General features: G+C 67.2%; 16 protein-coding genes. 8 read left to right on the top strand and 8 right to left on the bottom strand.

The features are described from left to right. Positions 1-130: 130 nt before the first annotated feature. From sppA to fabI, 4 genes are all read right to left on the bottom strand, one after another. Positions 131-1,888, bottom strand: a complete 1,758-nt coding sequence (gene sppA, locus ACO07I_RS05690) for a signal peptide peptidase SppA (protein ID WP_422015188.1) — start codon at positions 1,886-1,888, stop codon at positions 131-133. Positions 1,889-1,922: 34 nt separating this feature from the next. After that, positions 1,923-2,408, bottom strand: a complete 486-nt coding sequence (locus ACO07I_RS05685; RefSeq protein WP_422015186.1) for a hypothetical protein — start codon at positions 2,406-2,408, stop codon at positions 1,923-1,925. Positions 2,409-2,471: 63 nt separating this feature from the next. Further along, complete coding sequence (gene aroC, locus ACO07I_RS05680; RefSeq protein ID WP_422015184.1) at positions 2,472-3,542, bottom strand: chorismate synthase; 1,071 nt, start codon at positions 3,540-3,542, stop codon at positions 2,472-2,474. A gap of 18 nt (positions 3,543-3,560) precedes the next feature. Then, positions 3,561-4,397 (bottom strand): enoyl-ACP reductase FabI, encoded by an 837-nt coding sequence (gene fabI, locus ACO07I_RS05675; RefSeq protein WP_422015182.1) that lies wholly within the window; start codon positions 4,395-4,397, stop codon positions 3,561-3,563. A gap of 77 nt (positions 4,398-4,474) precedes the next feature. Here fabI and pdxH point away from each other — a divergent pair, with 77 nt between their 5' ends. The 6 genes from pdxH to ACO07I_RS05645 all read left to right on the top strand — a co-directional run bounded on the left by pdxH (position 4,475) and on the right by ACO07I_RS05645 (position 9,754). Beyond that, complete coding sequence (pdxH, locus tag ACO07I_RS05670) at positions 4,475-5,068, top strand: pyridoxamine 5'-phosphate oxidase (RefSeq protein WP_422015180.1); 594 nt, start codon at positions 4,475-4,477, stop codon at positions 5,066-5,068. Between the two features lie 13 nt (positions 5,069-5,081). Then, positions 5,082-5,951 (top strand): cation diffusion facilitator family transporter, encoded by an 870-nt coding sequence (locus tag ACO07I_RS05665; protein ID WP_422015178.1) that lies wholly within the window; start codon positions 5,082-5,084, stop codon positions 5,949-5,951. After that, positions 5,948-7,438: an AAA family ATPase gene (locus tag ACO07I_RS05660; protein WP_422015176.1), complete on the top strand. Its 1,491-nt coding sequence runs from the start codon at positions 5,948-5,950 to the stop codon at positions 7,436-7,438. Before ACO07I_RS05665 ends, ACO07I_RS05660 begins: the two co-directional genes overlap by 4 nt. Before the next feature lie 52 nt (positions 7,439-7,490). Continuing rightward, the gene (locus tag ACO07I_RS05655; protein WP_422015174.1) at positions 7,491-7,835 is read left to right on the top strand and encodes a hypothetical protein; all 345 of its coding nucleotides are present in this window, start codon (positions 7,491-7,493) and stop codon (positions 7,833-7,835) included. Then, on the top strand, positions 7,832-8,506 hold the full coding sequence (locus tag ACO07I_RS05650; protein WP_422015172.1) for a hypothetical protein: 675 nt from the start codon (positions 7,832-7,834) through the stop codon (positions 8,504-8,506). The genes ACO07I_RS05655 and ACO07I_RS05650 overlap by 4 nt, the downstream gene beginning before the upstream one ends. A gap of 168 nt (positions 8,507-8,674) precedes the next feature. Then, on the top strand, positions 8,675-9,754 hold the full coding sequence (locus ACO07I_RS05645; RefSeq protein WP_422015170.1) for a DUF5625 family protein: 1,080 nt from the start codon (positions 8,675-8,677) through the stop codon (positions 9,752-9,754). A gap of 3 nt (positions 9,755-9,757) precedes the next feature. Here ACO07I_RS05645 and uvrA read toward each other — a convergent pair whose 3' ends face one another. Beyond that, positions 9,758-12,646 carry an excinuclease ABC subunit UvrA gene (uvrA, locus tag ACO07I_RS05640; protein ID WP_422015168.1) on the bottom strand — a complete coding sequence of 963 codons (2,889 nt, stop codon included), beginning with the start codon at positions 12,644-12,646 and terminating at the stop codon, positions 9,758-9,760. A 75-nt stretch (positions 12,647-12,721) separates the two neighbouring features. Then, positions 12,722-13,966, bottom strand: a complete 1,245-nt coding sequence (locus tag ACO07I_RS05635; RefSeq protein ID WP_422015166.1) for an MFS transporter — start codon at positions 13,964-13,966, stop codon at positions 12,722-12,724. Positions 13,967-14,145: 179 nt separating this feature from the next. Here ACO07I_RS05635 and ssb point away from each other — a divergent pair, with 179 nt between their 5' ends. After that, entirely contained in the window at positions 14,146-14,658 is a 513-nt protein-coding gene (gene ssb / locus ACO07I_RS05630; protein WP_422015164.1) for a single-stranded DNA-binding protein, read from the top strand. Between the two features lie 3 nt (positions 14,659-14,661). Then, positions 14,662-16,272 carry a DUF4166 domain-containing protein gene (locus ACO07I_RS05625; protein ID WP_422015162.1) on the top strand — a complete coding sequence of 537 codons (1,611 nt, stop codon included), beginning with the start codon at positions 14,662-14,664 and terminating at the stop codon, positions 16,270-16,272. Here the strand turns inward: ACO07I_RS05625 and ACO07I_RS05620 are convergent. Both ACO07I_RS05620 and ACO07I_RS05615 read right to left on the bottom strand, forming a co-directional pair. Continuing rightward, positions 16,259-16,690, bottom strand: coding sequence for a thiol-disulfide oxidoreductase DCC family protein (locus ACO07I_RS05620; protein ID WP_422015160.1), 432 nt, complete (start codon positions 16,688-16,690; stop codon positions 16,259-16,261). The two genes, ACO07I_RS05625 and ACO07I_RS05620, sit on opposite strands and share 14 nt — an antisense overlap. Further along, positions 16,687-17,328, bottom strand: coding sequence for an HAD family hydrolase (locus tag ACO07I_RS05615; protein ID WP_422015158.1), 642 nt, complete (start codon positions 17,326-17,328; stop codon positions 16,687-16,689). Before ACO07I_RS05615 ends, ACO07I_RS05620 begins: the two co-directional genes overlap by 4 nt. Between the last annotated feature and the right edge of the window lie 36 nt (positions 17,329-17,364).

Here is a 17,364-nt window from a genome sequence, read left to right as displayed (position 1 = left end):
AAACTCCGGACCGCGTCTCGAAGGATCGGCAACAGGCGCGGTGCTCGTGCCCATGCTTCGAGACGCGCTCCTGCGGAGCGCTCCTCAGCATGAGGTGGGTGGTGGTGATTCCGTCGGAATCGGAAGGACCCTAACGCCAGAGCGGCGGTTGCGGCGGGAGGCGGACGTTGCCGGGCCGGGTCGCCACGCCGAATTTCGCCAGGACCTCGCGCACCTCGCGCGGCATCGCCAGGTTCGGTGACGCGGTGACGCCTGCCAGCTTGAACACCCGGTCGATGAGACGCTGCAGGCGATCGGTTTCGTCGGGATAGCGGCGGATCTCGACCTTACGGCCCTCGTCGATACCGGCCTTCGCCTTGGCGATGTTGAAGGCGAGCTGCAGGCCGCCCAGTTCGTCGACGAGGCCCATGCGCTTGGCGTCGATGCCGCTGAACACCCGCCCGCGGGCCGCCGCGTCGATGCGGTTGGCGTCGAGGTTGCGCGATTCCGCCACCTGGGCGGTGAAGGCGGCATAGATGACGTCGAGTTCGCGATCGATGGCGGCGCGCTGGGCCGGCGTCGGCGGCTGGAAGGTCGAATGCATGCCCGCGTTGCGGCCGACCGATACGCGTTCGACATTCACGCCGAGCGTGGTCAGCAGCTCCTGGGCCATCGGCCAGATGCTGAACACGCCGATCGAGGCGGTGATGGTCGTCGGCTGGGCGACGATCACCTCGCCCCGCACCGCAGCGAGGTAACCACCCGACGCCGCGATGTCACCCATCGACACGATCACAGGCTTGCCGGCGGCACGGGCGCGGCCGACCGCGTCGGCGATCGCGTCGGCGGCGGGGTAGGTGCCGCCGGGCGAGTCGATGCGCAGGACGATCGCCCGCACGTCCTTGGCCTGCGCCGCGTTCTCCAGCGCCTCGACGACATCCTCGGCGTTGGCCATCGCCTCGTCCTCGAGAGGGCTGCCGTTGCCGGTGCCGGACGCGATGGCGCCGCTGGCCCGCACCAGGGCGATGACCTCGCCGCTGGTCTGGGGACGCGCCGCGTCGCCGGCATATTCCGCGAGCGTCACGAGGTCGCGCTTGCCGTTGGCCCGCTGGTAGACCTCCTCGAGCGCGTCGGTGCGATAGCCGATCTTGTCCACGAGACCCTCGCGGCGGGCCTGCTCCGACTCGTGCGGCGCCGTGTCGATCAGGCGGCGAAGATGGCCGGCCTCCATCTTGCGATCGCGGGCCACGTCGGCAATGAACTGGTCGAACAGGCTGTCGATGAGCTGCTGCAGGTTCTCGCGGGCGGGGCGGGTATAGCCGGTCTCGGTGAACGAATCGGGCGCGCTCTTGTATTCGTAGCGCTTGCCGCCCTCGACCTTCACGCCGAGCTTGTCGAGACCGCCCTTGAGGAAGGGCGTCTCGACGGCGATGCCGGTGACGCTGAAACCGCCGCTGGGCTGCAGCCAGATCTGGTCGAGTGCGGCCGCGAGATAGTAGTCGGCGACATGGGTGCCGCCGCTGCCGAGGGATTCCGCGAAGCCCACGGCGAACTTGCCCTTGCCGCGGAAGTGGGCGAGCGCCTGGCGCAGCTCCTGGACGCGCCCCAGTCCGCCTTCCTCGTCGCCGATCTCGACGTACAGGCCGACGACGCGCGGATCGTCCGCCGCCTGCCACAGGAGCTGTACCGTTTCGACGATGTCGCGCGAGCTGCCGAACAGGCCGCCGCTCAGCAGCCCGGTCGAGGTCGTTTCCGGCGGCAGCGATCGAAGGTCCAGCGACAACACCATCTGCTGCGGCAGCGGCTTGGGCGAGAAGGGGCCCGAGGCGAAGAAGGCCACGCCGGCGACCACCGCCAGCAGGACGAGGGTGCCGATGGTCGCAAGAAAGCCGACGATGAAACGCCGCATGCGGGAGATTCCCTGAACTGACTGGGTTTGCTGACTAGGATTGAACGAGATTCGGCCGGAACGCCTGGACCGCGTCAAGCATGGTCACGGCTCTCGTATCGAGACCGTTGTCACGGACCAGAATGGCGGTCGGCATGCCCCGGATCGGGCGCAGGCTGTCGTCGAGATTGAGCAGCGACAGGCGCAGGTCGGCTGCGAGAAAAGCCTGGGGCTCGACGCCGATCTGCAGTTGGGGGCGCAGGGCGAGACGCCGCAGGCGCACCCACTGGATGTCGCTCCACGCCAGGCGAACGTTGCGGCCGAAACCCAGGGTAATGCCGTCGTGGTCGATAACGATCTGCGGCGTGCGGTCGAGATAGCGGCTGATGCCTGCGTAGACGTAGTAGCCCATGGCCAGGGCGAGCACCGAGAACAACACGAACCGCGGGTCGTTCAGGGAGAGGGTTGGCGCGTTGGCCGAGCTGCCCGACGCAAAATGCGCGATCGCGGTGCCGATCATCAACAGGGAGACGACGGCCATGCCCGCATTGTGGAGCGTGCCGTAGCGCGCTTCCAGGGCTTGCCGGGCGGCCACCGCGGTGCGCTAGCCGGCCTGCGCGCGATGGCGCAGCAGATGATCCGCGAGGACGCAGGCCATCATCGCTTCGGCGACCGGCGTGCCGCGGATGCCGACGCAGGGATCGTGGCGGCCCTTGGTGCGCAACTCGATCTCGCGGCCGTTGCGGTCGACGCTGCGGACCGGAGTCAGGATCGAGCTGGTCGGCTTGACCGCCAGACGGCAGACGATGTCCTGGCCGGTCGAGATGCCGCCCAGGATGCCGCCGGCATGGTTGCTGAGGAACGACGGCTTGCCGTCGCGCATGCGCATCTCGTCGGCATTCTCCTCGCCGCTCATCGCCGCCGACGCGAAACCGTCGCCGATCTCCACGCCCTTCACGGCATTGATGCTCATCAGCGCCTTGGCGAGGTCGGCGTCGAGCTTGTCGTAGACCGGGTCGCCGAGACCGACGGGCACGCCCGAGGCCACGACCTCGATGACCGCGCCGCACGAACTGCCGCGCTTGCGCACGTCGTCGAGATAGCCCTCCCAGTTCTGCGCCGCCTGACGGTCGGGACACCAGAAGGGATTGTCGCCGGTCGCGTCCCAATCCCAGTTGGCACGGTCGATCTTCTGCGTGCCGATCTGGACCACGGCGCCGCGGATGGTGACGCCATCACCCAGTATCTTGCGCGCGATGGCGCCTGCGGCGACGCGGACGGCGGTCTCGCGCGCCGACTGGCGGCCGCCGCCGCGATAGTCGCGCACGCCGTACTTCATTTGATAGGTGTAGTCGGCGTGGGACGGGCGGAACTGGTCCTTGATCTCGCCGTAGTCGCGGCTGCGTTGGTCGACATTGTCGATATGCAGCCCGATCGGCGTGCCGGTGGTGACGCCCTCGAACACGCCCGACAGGATCTTCACCGTGTCGGGCTCCTGGCGCTGGGTGACGAAGCGCGACTGGCCCGGGCGGCGCTTGTCCATCCACACCTGGATGTCAGCCTCGCTGAGGGGGATGCGCGACGGCGCGCCGTCGACCACGCAGCCGATCGCAGGGCCGTGGCTTTCGCCCCAGCTGGTGAACCGGAAGAGGGTACCGAAACTGCTGCCGGCCATGGCCGCCGGCCTCCTGTGCTACTCGCCTTCGAAGTTGCCGAGCAATTCGGCGATCTGCTTCGCGGACGAGGTGTTGATCATGCCGACGACGTGGTAGCCGGCATCGACGTGCATCACTTCACCGGTCACACCGGTGCCGAGATCGGACAGGAGATAGAGGCCGGCATTGCCGACTTCCTCGGTCGTGACGTTGCGCTTCAGCGGGGAGTTGAGCTCGTTCCACTTCAGGATGTAGCGGCCGTCGTTGATGCCGGCGAAGGCCAGCGTCTTGATCGGGCCGGCCGAGATCGCGTTCACACGGATCTTCTGCTCGCCGAGATCGGCCGCCAGGTAGCGCACGCTCGCCTCGAGGGCGGCCTTGGCCACGCCCATGACGTTGTAGTGCGGGATCACCCGCTCGGCACCGTAGTAGGTGAGGGTGAGCAGGCTGCCGCCATCCTTCATCAGCGGCACCGCGCGCTGCGACACGGCGGTGAAGGAGTAGACGCTCACGTTCATCGTGAGATTGAAATTGTCGGACGTCGTGTCGAGGTAGCGGCCGCGCAGCTCGTCCTTGTTGGAAAAGGCGATGGCGTGGACCACGAAGTCCAGCTTGCCCCATTCCTTTTCCAGCTTGGCAAAGACGGCGTCGATGCTGGCGGGGTTGGTCACGTCGCACGGCTCGATGATCTTGGCGCCGATCGAGTTGGCCAGTGGCCGCACACGCTTCTCCAGGGCTTCGCCCTGGAAAGTGAAGGCCACCTCGGCCCCCTGGTCGTGGCAGGCCTTGGCAATCCCCCAAGCGATCGAGCGTTCGTTGGCGACGCCCATTACGAGGCCTTTTTTACCGGCCATCAGTTGTGCAGCTACGGTCATGCCTCGTTCTAGCTGGGGAACGGTATTGGGACAAGATGCCGGTGGTGGAACGCGGCCGGCCCCCTCATATTGTGGTCATGATCAGGGAAACGACCGATCCGCTTGAGCTTTTCGCCGCCTGGTATGGCGAAGCGGCCACTTCCGAGCCCAACGACCCCTCCGCCATGGCCCTGGCCACGGTCGGACCGGACGGCACGCCGGCCGTACGTATGGTCCTTTTGAAGGACTATGACTCCGACGGTTTCGTGTTTTACACAAACTATGAAAGCCGGAAAGGCAACCACCTTCTGGCCCATCCCAAGGCGGCCCTGCTTTTCCACTGGAAGTCGCTGCGGCGCCAGATTCGCCTCGAGGGGCCGGTCACCCAGACGACGGCTGCGGAGGCCGATGCCTATTTCGCGAGCCGGGCACGGGGAAGCCAGATCGGCGCCTGGGCCTCGGAGCAGTCTCGGCCGCTGGAGAGCCGGTTCGCGCTGGAGAAGCGGGTGGCGGAATATGGCGCGCGTCACGTGATCGGGACGGTGCCGCGTCCCCCGCACTGGTCCGGTTTCCGCCTGCAGCCGACCCTGATCGAATTCTGGCAGGACGGCGCCTTCCGCCTGCACGACCGGCTGGAATATCGCCGCGGCTCTGCGGCGGAGCCGTGGACCACGCGAACGCTCTATCCCTGAGGGCGTGACGGCGATGGGGCCCCAACGGCTGATGCGACTGGCGACCGTCGCTTCGATGTCGACGGCGCTCATCCTGATTGTCGCCAAGTTCGCGGCCTGGCGGCTCACCGATTCGGTGAGCATGCTGTCGTCGCTGGTCGATACCTCGCTCGATCTCGTCAGCTCGATGGTGACCTTCTTCGCGGTGCGCCAGTCGCTCGTGCCGGCCGACGACAATCATCGGTTCGGTCATGGCAAGGCCGAGGGACTGGCCGGGCTCATCCAGGCCGGGTTCATTGCCGCGTCGGGATGTGCGCTCCTGGTCGCGATCGTCGAGCGCCTGGGCGATCCCAGGCAGGTCCGCGAAGAGGCGATCGGTCTCGGCGTCAGCGCGCTGGCAATCGGGCTGACCCTGTGCCTCGTCACGTTCCAGAAGTACGTGGTTCGGCGCAGCGGTTCACTCGCCATCAGCGCCGACATGGCGCACTACAATACCGATCTGGTGGCGACGCTGGTCACCGGCGCGGGCGTCTTCCTGTCGGGCCTGCTGGATCAGCCGCTGATCGACAGCGGAGTCGCGGCCCTGGTGGCGCTCTACCTCATGCATGGCGCCTGGTCGGTGGGCCGTGAAGCGCTGAACGTGCTGATGGACCACGAACTGCCGCCGGAGGACGGACGGAAGATCGAGGCGATCGCGCGGTCGCATCCCGGCGTGAAGGACGCGCACGACCTGAAGACCCGGTCGAGCGGTCTCACCCGGTTCATCCAGCTCCATATCGAGGTCGATCGCGACCTCTCGGTCGTGCTGGGTCACGCAATCGGCCTCGAGGTCCAGGCCGAGATTGCGAGGGCGTTTCCCGGGGCCGAGATCATCCTGCACGTCGATCCGTCGCCCGCCCCATGACCACGCGTCCGTCTTTCATTGTCGAGGACCAGTCCGAGACCGTTGCCTTCCTCGAGGCCGAGCTGAAGCCGGAACGACGGATCGAGACGCACGGCGCCGTCGTCTTCCTGTGCCGCGAGCGCGCCTACAAGCTGAAGCGGGCCGTGAAGTTCCCCTACATGGACTTCTCGACCGAGGGACGTCGGGCAGCGATGTGCGCCGCCGAGATCGACGTGAACCGGCGCTCCGCCCCGGAAATCTATCTCGGCATTGCGCCAGTGAAGCGCCTCGACGGCAGGCTGGCGCTGGGCGAGGTCGGCGAGGCCTCCGAGCACGCGGTCGACTGGCTGGTGGTGATGCGGCGCTTCGACGAGGAGGGGCTGCTCGACCGCATGGCGGCGCGAGGCGCGCTGACGCCGGACCTCATGGCCGCGCTCGGCGCGCGCGTGGCGCAGTTCCATGATGGGCTGCCCGCCATCACGTCGGGCTTCTGCTCGCCCGACGATTATCGTCATTCGGTGGCGGCCGATGTGCGCCAGATGCGCGAGGCGGGGGACCGTCTCGATCCGCCGACCAGCGAGGCGTTGGCCGAGGCGATGCCGCGGTCGCTCGAACCCTTCGTGGATATCGTGGCGCGCCGCGTCGCGGCCGGCGCGATCCGGCGCTGCCATGGCGACCTGCACCTGCGCAACATCGTGACGCTGAACGGCCAGCCGGTGCCGTTCGATGCCATCGAATTCTCCGACAAGATCGCCAACATCGACGTGCTCTACGACCTCGCCTTCGCGCTGATGGATCTGGCGCGGCAGGGGCTGGGCGCGTTGGCCAACCGCCTGCTGAACGAATGGCTGTGGCGGGTCGGCGAGGTCGAGGGCGCCTCGCACGAGGAGGCGCTGGCGCTGCTGCCGATGTTCCTCGCACGGCGGGCGGCGATCCGGGCCTATGTCGATTCAGCGGTCACGGCCGTCAGTGGCGCCGACAATGCGCCGGCACGCGCCTACCAGAAGGCGGCGCTCGCCTTCCTGCAGCCCGCGCCGCCGCGCCTGGTCGCGGTCGGCGGCCTGTCGGGCAGCGGCAAGACCACGCTGGCGCTGAAGCTCGCCCCGGAGATCGGCCGCACCCCGGGCGCCGTCGTGGTGCGGACCGATGTCGAGCGCAAGCGGCAGGCCGGCATCCCATTGGAAGAGCGTATGCCGGCGGGCAGCTACTCGCCGGAGGCGTCCGCCCGAATTTACGCCGCGTGTCTTGGGCGGGCCGAGCGGGTGCTGCGCGCCGGGCACAGCGTCGTGCTCGATGCCGTCTTCGCCCGGCCCGACGAACGGGCGGCGGTCGCGGCGTTGGCACAAAGGGTCGGTGTGGCGTTCCAGGGCATCTGGCTCGACGTGCCGAAGGATGTGGCGCAGCAGCGCGTGACGGACCGGAAGGGCGACGCCTCCGACGCTACGGCAATCGTGGTCGAGCGCCAGTTCGCGTACGATTTGGGACATATCGACTGGGAACGTCGCTGACTTCGGCTTGACGGAAATAGTATGAGTGAGTAATCACTCACTTATGAAGTCGGTGAAACTGATCGATGTGGCGGATGGCGCGGCCTCCGGTCATGTGCGCCGGCGGGAGGCCGAAGCCTTGGCCGTTCGCGACGCCTGCCTCGGTTGGCTCCCGTTCGGAGGAGTGCTGGCCAGGCTCGCCGATCCGATCGTGCGGGCCTGGATGAGGCGGGCAGGGACGCCCTATGCGGCCGAGATCGACGTCGTCGCCCGCACCCTCAGGAAGCCGGGCATCTGGCTCCTGCACGGCGCCTATCTCTTCGGCTGCACGCGCTGGCCGACGACACCGCGCAGGGGCCGCGTCTCCGCCGCACGCTCGACTGGCCCTTTCCCGGTCTCGGCCGCCTCGTCGAGGTGAGGCGCCAGCGCGGATCGGCCGGCGAATTCCTGAACGTCACCTGGCCGGGCTTCGTCGGCGTACTCTCCGCGATGGCCCCGGGGCGCTTCGCCGCCTCGATCAACCAGGCGCCGATGCGCCGCCGTTGGCGGACACCGATGTTGCTGTGGCTCGACTATGTGCTGAACGCGCTCGCCGGCCTTCGCAGCAGCGGGCGCCTGCCGCCAGAGCATCTTCTGCGTCATGTCTTCGAGACCTGCACGACCTTCGACGAAGCGCGCCATCGGCTCGAAACCGCGCCGGTCGCACGACCCGTCCTGTTCCTGTTGGTCGGCACGCGGTCGGGCGAGCGGATCGTGATCGAACGGGAAGAAACCAGCGTCCGGACCTATCGCGACGACACGGTCTTCGCCAACGACTGGCGCGAACCCCATCCGACGTGGCGACCCCGCGCCTGCGGCGCCGGCGAGCCGGTCGAGAACAACATCCGCCGCCGCAGCACGCTCGCCGCCTGGTCAGGGCGCGATGCCAATGACTTCGATTGGGTGACGGCCCCGGTCCTCAACGCCTGCACGCGTCTGTCGGTCGAGATGTGTCCCGCGACGGGCCAGGTGACCGTCGCCGGCTGGGAAGCCGACAGCGGCAGCGCCGCCCGAGTCACCGCGATCTCGACCTTCCAGCAGGCCGTCTAAAACCCGAAGTCCTGGCGAGTAAACGAAACAACCGAAATAAACGAAATAAATGAATTCAATGTCGCACCCTTCGGATCATGGGTCGTGGTGGTGGTTGAAAGAGCGATCTTGCTTGACTTCTGAAAGAAGGTTTCCGATGGCCGACCGTAGCGGTCGTCAGGAGCCGCGATGAGCAAGCCGGAAGTATCCGAGCGCAAGACAGGAAGCATGGCGGGGCTCCTGCTCACCCTTTCGATCCTGGTCGGGACCCTGTTCGCGATCGCGGGCTCGGCCATCCCCCCGGTGTTCTTCTTCCCGCTGTGGATCGTAGGCGACGGGGTCATTCCCGCCTGGGACGCGATCGATCCGACCGTGCCGCGGCTGCCGCCGTTGCCCAAGGATACTTCGGATCTCAAGGACGCCGACGCCCGGGGCAAGGCGCTGCGGGCGAAGATCGACCAGTACTACGCGTCGCTGCCGGAGACCCGGAAGCCATGGGTCTACAAGTACTTCGCGCCGCCTTATGCGGGCTACTCGATCGATATCAGTAGGATCGTCAGGCACTACATTCCTGTCGGAACCTCATTCGACGAAGCCGAGAGAATTCTCATGGCAGCCGGACTGACCGTCGATTGGCCGAGACCACCCAACGGCGTGATGGAGCCCGCCCATATTCCACGGCATGACTACCAGGTGAGGGCAAGCCTCGAACGGGGTACCGATCCGCCCGGATACATGCGGATCTATGTACGCCTAGCGCCGCGAACACGAGGCGACTACAGCGCGAACTCGGCGGTGGGTGCGGTAACAGGCTCGATCGTCAAGCAGCTCGGGGCGGCGGCACCGCCCGTTTCGTTTCCTCTCGATGCCAGCCGTGCTGCGACGGAACTCGACGTCCTCGTGAAGATCCCCGACACTCGGCACTATCAATTCGAGCTGACGTTCCGGGCAGCAAGCATCTCAGGCATGCGGTCGCTGCGGGAAGTCGCTGGAGATGGCTCCCGGCGGCCCGACGGGAAGTACACCAATCCCGGCATTGCCATTCCGATACGGGTGACGGTCGCCAATGAAGGGAATGCGCCGTTTTACGATCGGACGATCGATACGCAGGCAGCCGGCTCATGGGGATACCTGGAAATCTCGCGCCACGCCGGCGGCACTGGACTGCCCCCGGGCCTCTATCGCTTCAAGGTAACCACACTGAAAGACATCCCGGAACTCACGGATGTGAAGGTCGAGTTCACGATCACCTGGGATGCCCGCATCTAGCTCCTAAGCCCGCTTCTTCGCCGTCGAGCTGCGCGGCAGCAGGCGGGCGAGATACTGCCCGGTATAGCTCTCCGCCACCTTCACGATCGCTTCGGGCGGGCCCTCGGCGACCAGGCGGCCGCCGCCCGATCCACCGTCGGGGCCCATGTCGAGCACCCAGTCGGCGGTCTTGATGACTTCGAGATTGTGCTCGATCACCAGCACCGTGTTGCCGGTCTCGACCAGGCGATGCAGCACTTCCAGCAGCTTGCGCACGTCCTCGAAGTGCAGACCCGTGGTCGGCTCGTCGAGGATGTAGAGCGTGCGACCGGTGGCGCGCCGCGACAGTTCCTTGGCGAGCTTGACCCTCTGGGCCTCGCCGCCCGACAGGGTCGTCGCCTGCTGGCCGATATGGATGTAGCCCAGCCCGACCTGCTGTAAGGTCAGCAGCTTGTCGCGGATGACCGGCACCGCCTTGAAGAACTCGCAACCCTCGTCGACGGTCATGTCGAGCACGTCGGCGATCGACTTGCCGCGGAACACGATCTCGAGCGTCTCGCGGTTGTAGCGCTTGCCCTTGCAGACGTCGCACTCGACATAGACATCGGGCAGGAAGTGCATCTCGATCTTGATGACGCCGTCGCCCTGGCAGGCCTCGCAGCGTCCGCCCTTGACGTTGAAGGAGAACCGTCCGGGCTTGTAGCCGCGCTCGGTCGATTCCGGCAGTTGCGAGAACCAGTCGCGGATCGGCGAGAAGGCGCCGGTATAGGTGGCAGGATTCGAGCGTGGCGTGCGCCCGATCGGCGACTGGTCGATGTCGACGATCTTGTCGAGATGGTTCACGCCCTCGAGTGCGGCGTGGGCGCCGGCATGCTCGCGTGCCTTGTTCAGCTGCTTGGCCAAAGCCTTGTAGAGCGTCTCGACGATCAGCGTGCTCTTGCCGCTGCCCGACACGCCGGTCACGCAGGTGAAGGTGCCGAGCGGGATGCTGGCCGTCACGTTCTGGAGATTGTTCTCCTTGGCGCCCTTCAACGTAAGCCATCGGCCGTTCTTCGGCGGCGGCTCGCGCCGCACCTTGGGAATCGGGACCTGGCGGAAGCCGGAGAGATACTGGCCGGTGAGGCTCGCGCTGTTGCGCATCACCTCCTCGGGCGTGCCCTGGGCGACGACGGTGCCGCCGAGCGCGCCGGCGCCGGGACCCATGTCGACCAGATAGTCGGCCGAGCGGATCGCATCCTCGTCATGTTCGACCACCAGCACGGTGTTGCCGAGGTCGCGCAGGCGCGTGAGCGTCTTCAGCAGCCGGTCGTTGTCGCGCTGGTGCAGGCCGATCGACGGCTCGTCGAGCACGTAGAGCACGCCGGTCAGGCCGGAGCCGATCTGGGAGGCGAGGCGAATGCGTTGGCTCTCGCCGCCGGACAGGGTGCCGGAGGTGCGGTTCAACGTCAGGTAGGACAGGCCGACATTGTCGAGGAAGCCCAGCCGCTCGTTGATCTCCTTCAGGATGCGGGCGGCGATCTCGCGCTGCTTGAACGTGAGCTTGGGATCGAGCGCCAGGAACCACTTCACCGCCTCGCCGATCGAGAACTCGGTGGTCTGGCTGATGTTGAGGCCGGCGATCTTGACCGCGAGCGCCTCGGGCTTGAGGCGCGCGCCGTTGCAGACCTCGCACTTGCTCTCGTGCTGGAAGCGCTCCAGCTCCTCGCGCACCCAGGAGGAATCGGTCTCGCGCCAACGGCGATCGAGATTGGGGATCACGCCCTCGAACGGCTTGGTCGTCTGATACTGGCGGATGCCGTCGTCGTAGCGCATGGCGACCGACTCGCTGCCGCTGCCGTAGAGGATCGTGTCGCGCACCTTCTTCGGCAGGTCGCGCCAAGGCACCGAGGTCTTCACCTTGAAGTGCTTGGCGATGCTCTCGAGAGTCTGCATGTAATACTGGCCGGACGAATCGGCCCATGGCGCCACGGCGCCCTCGGAGAGCGAGAGCCGGTCGTCCGGCACCACCATCTCGGGATCGAAGAACATCTTCACGCCCAGGCCATCGCAGGCCGGGCAGGCGCCCTGCGGCGCGTTGAAGGAGAAGAGGCGCGGCTCGATCTCCTCGATGGTGAAGCCCGAGACCGGACAGGCGAAGCGGGCGGAGAAGACCGTGCGCTCGCCATTGTCGGCGTTCTCGGCGATGGCCAAGCCCTCGGCGAGGGTAAGCGCCGTTTCGAGCGAATCGGCGAGGCGGTTGCCGAGGTCGGGCTTAACGACGATGCGGTCCACGACCACGTCGATGTCGTGCTTGAACTTCTTGTCGAGTGTCGGCGCCTCGGCGATCTCGTAGAGCTTGCCGTCGATCTTGACCCTCTGGAAGCCCTTGCGCTGCAGGTCCTGCAGTTCCTTGCGATACTCGCCCTTCCGGCCGCGCACGATCGGCGCCATCAGATAAAGGCGCGTGCCCTCCGGCATCGTCTTGATGCGGTCGACCATCTGCGAGACGGTCTGGCTCTCGATCGGCAGTCCGGTCGCGGGCGAGTAGGGCACGCCAACGCGCGCGAACAGCAGGCGAAGATAATCGTAGATCTCGGTGACGGTGCCGACCGTCGAGCGCGGATTGCGCGAGGTCGTCTTCTGCTCGATCGAGATCGCGGGCGAGAGGCCCTCGATCGAATCGACGTCCGGCTTCTGCATCAGCTCGAGGAACTGGCGGGCATAGGCCGAGAGGCTCTCGACGTAGCGGCGCTGGCCCTCGGCATAGATCGTGTCGAAGGCGAGCGACGACTTGCCCGAGCCGGAGAGGCCGGTGATCACCACCAGCCTGTCGCGCGGCAGGTCGACGTCGACGTTCTTGAGATTGTGCTCGCGCGCCCCCCGGACGGAGATGAAGCGATGCGGCTCGGCAGCTTGTAAGCGGGACTTGGCCATCAGGACCGGAACCATAAGGTAAGCGCGGGATCAGCGCATATGGCGATTAGCCCACAGCTCCGCCAGTGCCCTGCGTCACGCTGGCGATGCTTGCGCTGCCAGCACCCGGGCGGTCGGACGGTCGTTCATCAGAAGCTGCGCGGTCCCCGCGATCAGCCCGATCAGGACGCCGATCTTCCAGGCGAGGTCGTAGGAGCCCAGCAGATCGAAAAGATAGCCGCCGCCCCAGGCGCCGAGGAAGGACCCCGCCTGGTGGCTGAGGAAGGCGATGCCGGTCAGGGTCGACAGGAAGCGCAGGCCGAAGATCTGCACCACCAGCCCGTTGACGAGGGGAATGACTCCCAGCCAGAGCGTGCCCATGGCGGCGCCGAAAAGCACGACGGAGAGCGGCGTCGGCGGGAACAGGAAGAACAGCGCCACCGCCAGCGAGCGCAGCAGGTAGATCGCGCCCAGCAGCAGGCGCTTGGGGTATTTGTCACCCAGCCAACCGAACAGCCACGAACTCAGGATGTTGAAGCCGCCGATCAGCATCAGCGCCACGGCGCTGTAGGACGGATCCATGCCGCACTGCGCGAGATAGGTCGGCAGGTGGGTGGTGATGAAGACGAGCTGCAGCCCGCAGACGAAGAAGGCGAGCGCCATCACGACGTAGCCGGTGTGGCGCCGCGCCTCGTCGAGGGCGCCGACCAGGGTGAGGTTGCGGTCGGTCGACAGCGTGTTGGGGAGCTTGTCGGCGCGGCTGCCGATCCAGGCGGCGGGCAGCATGGCCAGCGCCAGGATCACGAAGGCCCAGACCGCCGCGCGCCAGCCGTCGGTATTGAGAAGGTAGGCCGCGATCGGCGCCGTCACCATGGTGCCCACGGATCCCGCGGCCGAGACGATGCCGAAAGCCAATGTCCGCCGGCCCGGCTCGACGACGCGGGCGGCGATGTTGGCGGTGATACCGGACGTCGTGCAGGCCAGCGCCATGCCGATCAGGACGCCGGCGCCCATGATGATGGGCAGGACTCCCTGGGCCGTGGCGGTCAGCCAGATCCCCAGGATGTAGAGGGCGCTGCCGATCATCGCGACCCAGCGCGTCCCGTATTTGTCGGCGAAAAAGCCGGCAACCGGCTGGCTCACGCCCCACGCGACCTGCTGCACCGAGATCGCCAGCGCGAAGTCCGAGATCGCGATCCCGAGTTCCCTGGACGCCGGCGCCTGGAAGAGGCCGAGATTCTGACGGATGCCCATGGCGAGGGTCATCATCAGGGCCGCGCCGCTCAGCATGGCGTAGGCCTGGCCGGTCGAAACCTGGGGAACGTGGAAGGATTTGCTCATGGCCGGCGAAGATACGGGAGAGTTTGCCGCGACAACCAATGAATTGTCGGAGGGCCCACATGAGGGAAGCTCACGTCACAACCCAAAATTGGTGGCTGCCCACAGGCGGCCGGGGCTAGGTTGCCGCCGTGAGGTAGGTGCCGCGTCCCGTGGCACCGGGAAAGCCCAAGGAGGCCCCCATGGCGGGCAGCGTCAACAAAGTCATTCTGGTCGGCAATCTCGGCCGCGACCCCGAAGTGAAGTCCATGCAGGACGGCCGTTCGCTGGTGAACATGTCGGTGGCGACGTCGGAGACCTGGCGCGATCGCAACAGCGGCGAGCGCAAGGAACGCACCGAGTGGCACCGTGTCGTGATCTTCAACGACAAGCTCGCCGAAGTGGCCCAGAAGTTCCTGAAGAAGGGCGCCAAGATCTATCTCGAAGGCCAGCTCACCACCCGCAAGTGGACCGACCAGAGCGGCCAGGAACGTTACACGACCGAAGTGGTCATTCCGCGTTTCGGTGGCTCTCTCACCATGCTCGACGGCCGCAGCGGCGGCGGTGAGGGCGGTGGAGGCGGCGGCATGGACGACGATTTCGGCGGCGGCGGCATGTCCGGCGGTGGCGGGATGTCCAGCGGCGGTGGTGGTGGCGGGGGCGGTCGCGCGGCACCGCGCGGCAAGGCCGAGCTCGACGACGACATTCCGTTCTAGGCCGTGCGGACGCTCGTCCTGGGTGGGACGGGCGTCTTTGGCGGCCGGTTGTGCCGCCTGCTGGCGAACGATCCTCTCGTCGATCTCACGATCGGCGCGCGCGATCGTGCGAAGGTCGAGGCTCTGGCGGCCGAACTGGGCATCGCCGGCCTGGTGCTCGATTGGCGGTCCGACCTCGATCGACTTCTCGCCTCGAAGCGATTCGACGTCGTGGTCCACGTGGCGGGGCCCTTCCAGGGCCAGGACTATGCAGTCGCGGAAGCCTGCATCCGCCACGGCGTGCACTATCTCGATCTTTCCGACGACCGCGCCTTTGTCTGCGGCATCGACCGGCTCGATGCCGCGGCCCGGGCTGCCGGGGTGTTCGTTTGCTCGGGGGCAAGCACGGCGCCCGCGCTCACCGGCGCCGTCCTCGAGCACGTATTGCAGGAGGGGATGGCGGTCGACCGCGTGTCGTTCGCCATCGTGCCGGGCAATGACGCGCCGCGCGGCCGGGCGCTGATCGAGGCCATCCTGTCGGGTGCGGGCAAGCCCATTCCGGATCAGCCGGGCAGGCACGTCTGGGGCAGCCTTCGCCGCATCGCCGTGCCTGGACTGGGCCGCCGCTGGGCAGCGTCCTGCGACCTGCCGGAGCCCGCCCTGTTTCGGCAGCGTTTCGGCGTCGCGGAGACCTATGCCGGCGCGGGGCTGGAACTCTCGGTCCTGCATCTCGGACTTTGGCTGCTGGCCGTGCCCGTCCGCCTAGGGGTGCTTCGCTCGCTCAGCCCGGCGGCGACGCCGCTCGCGTGGATCGCCGACCGGTTGCGCGCCTTCGGCACCGACAAGGGTGGGCTGCGCATCGATTTCGAGGCGGCGGGTGGTCCGCGCACCTGGTCGCTCGTGGCCGAGGCCGGCGATGGTCCCTTCATTCCCGCCACGCCTGCCGCCGCGCTGGTTCGCAAGCTGGCGCGAGGGGAGGTGACCCGGCGCGGCGCCATGCCCTGCATCGGCCTCCTGTCGCTGACCGAGATCGAGACCGAGTGGGTGAGGGCGTCCCTACGCATCGCCTGCGGTTGGGGCGAGGACGGGGCCTCTTTCCGACCGTCGCTCTATCGCCGCGTCCTGGGCCGCGCCTACGGCGCCATGTCCGAGGCGGGGCAAAGGCTTCATGGTGGAACGGGCGGCAACTGGAGCGGCCGGTGCTCGGTCGAGGGCCCGGCCAACCTCGCCGGGCGACTCGTGGCGCGACTGTTCGCGTTGCCGCCCGCGACGGCGGATGCCCCGATCGAAGTCGACTTCGTCGTGCGTGGCGGTCGCGAGACCTGGATACGGCGGGTCGGCGGCCGCACCATGCGTTCCGAGCAATATATCGGGCTGCGTCGGCCCGGCGGCTGGATCGTCGAGCGGTTCGGGCCTTTCGCCTTCGATCTCGCGGTGCCGGTGAGGGACGGCCGGCTCGAACTCGTGATCGCGGGGATGCGCTTCGGCAAAGTGCCGCTGCCGCGTGTCTTATGGCCCCTCATCAACGCTGCCGAGACCGAGGATGAGGAGGGGCGATTCCGCTTCGATGTCGAGATCGGCCTGCCCTGGATCGGCCGGCTGGTGCGCTATCGCGGTTTCCTCACAGGTCGATGAAACGGTCCCGCGTCTGTGGCGACGGCACGAGGCAGGAGTCGAGGCGGCCGAACCAGCGGATCCGGTTGCGGGCGACGATGTCGTAGATCGGGTCGCGCAGGATCTTCGGGAGCAGGATCAGCGGATAGAGCGCGCGCGCCGGACCGGAGAGATGGCGCAAGGCCCGCAGCGCGGCCGTTGAGCGCGTGTAGACCCTGTCGTCCTCGAGCAGCAGGATCGTCCGGTCCAGCGTGTCCCCGGGCAGGTCGAGGGCGGCGAGAACTCGCTTGCCGAGGGCCGACTGCGCGCTGGCGAATTTGAGGCGCCCGGCCGGATCCCGCTTCAGGCAGAAGGCGACGAAGCGGCTGCACAGCACGCATTGGCCGTCGAAGAAGTAGAGCGGCTGAGGCAGGCCCGCCAGAGCCGGGGGGACCTTCACGCGGGAAAGCCGAGGGCCCGCAGTTCGGCCACCGTCTCTTCCGCTGAGCGGTGATGGATGCCGCCCATGCCGGTGGCCCGCGCTCCCTCGACGTTCGCCATCACGTCGTCGATGAACACCGCGTCCTGTGGACTGAAGCCGCCGGTCTGGCAGGCAAGCCGGTAAATGGCGGCGTCGGGTTTCCAGCAGCCGACGTTCCCGGAGACGATGAAGTCGCGGAAGCGGCCGACGAAGGGGTGCTTCGCCGGCGCCGGTCCGCGCAGCCACGCGTCGAGGAAGCCCGGCGCGTTGGACAGCAGATAGAGCGGCACGCCGGCGTCGCCCAGCCGCTCGACCAGGGCCGCCATGGCCGGGAAGGCGTGGTCGAGCATTTCGTCGAAACGGTCGTAATAAGCCGAAATCAACGCCTCCTTGCCGGGGTGACGGGCCTGCAGTTCGCGCGTGGCGGTGGCGGGATCGCCATCATAGTCCTGCCGCATGTGCCATTCGCGGGTGGTCACATTGGCCAGGAAATCCTCCATCTCCGCTTCGAGCGGGATCAGCTTCCGGTAGAGATGCCGCGGATCGTAGTCGATCAGCACGCCGCCCATGTCGAAGACGACGACGGAGGGCCGGGAAGGGGTATTTTCTGGGGGCAATTCGCTGCCTTTCCGCGAGGTATTTTCGGTGCGAAT

It is taken from the genome of Reyranella sp. (assembly GCF_965227665.1).
GTDB lineage: Bacteria > Pseudomonadota > Alphaproteobacteria > Reyranellales > Reyranellaceae > Reyranella.
Note: the sequence above shows the minus strand (reverse complement) of the source record. Positions and strands in the feature narration are given on the sequence as shown.

What these genes read in the sequence shown, in the direction of transcription:
- ssb (WP_422015164.1), top strand. Translation starts at nt 14,146, where the DNA reads ATGGCGGGCAGCGTCAACAAAGTCATTCTGGTCGGCAATCTCGGCCGC.
- ACO07I_RS05645 (WP_422015170.1), top strand. Translation starts at nt 8,675, where the DNA reads ATGAGCAAGCCGGAAGTATCCGAGCGCAAGACAGGAAGCATGGCGGGG.
- ACO07I_RS05685 (WP_422015186.1), bottom strand. Translation starts at nt 2,408, where the DNA reads ATGGCCGTCGTCTCCCTGTTGATGATCGGCACCGCGATCGCGCATTTT.
- uvrA (WP_422015168.1), bottom strand. Translation starts at nt 12,646, where the DNA reads ATGGCCAAGTCCCGCTTACAAGCTGCCGAGCCGCATCGCTTCATCTCC.
- pdxH (WP_422015180.1), top strand. Translation starts at nt 4,475, where the DNA reads ATGATCAGGGAAACGACCGATCCGCTTGAGCTTTTCGCCGCCTGGTAT.
- sppA (WP_422015188.1), bottom strand. Translation starts at nt 1,888, where the DNA reads ATGCGGCGTTTCATCGTCGGCTTTCTTGCGACCATCGGCACCCTCGTC.
- ACO07I_RS05660 (WP_422015176.1), top strand. Translation starts at nt 5,948, where the DNA reads ATGACCACGCGTCCGTCTTTCATTGTCGAGGACCAGTCCGAGACCGTT.
- aroC (WP_422015184.1), bottom strand. Translation starts at nt 3,542, where the DNA reads ATGGCCGGCAGCAGTTTCGGTACCCTCTTCCGGTTCACCAGCTGGGGC.
- ACO07I_RS05665 (WP_422015178.1), top strand. Translation starts at nt 5,082, where the DNA reads ATGGGGCCCCAACGGCTGATGCGACTGGCGACCGTCGCTTCGATGTCG.
- ACO07I_RS05635 (WP_422015166.1), bottom strand. Translation starts at nt 13,966, where the DNA reads ATGAGCAAATCCTTCCACGTTCCCCAGGTTTCGACCGGCCAGGCCTAC.
- fabI (WP_422015182.1), bottom strand. Translation starts at nt 4,397, where the DNA reads ATGACCGTAGCTGCACAACTGATGGCCGGTAAAAAAGGCCTCGTAATG.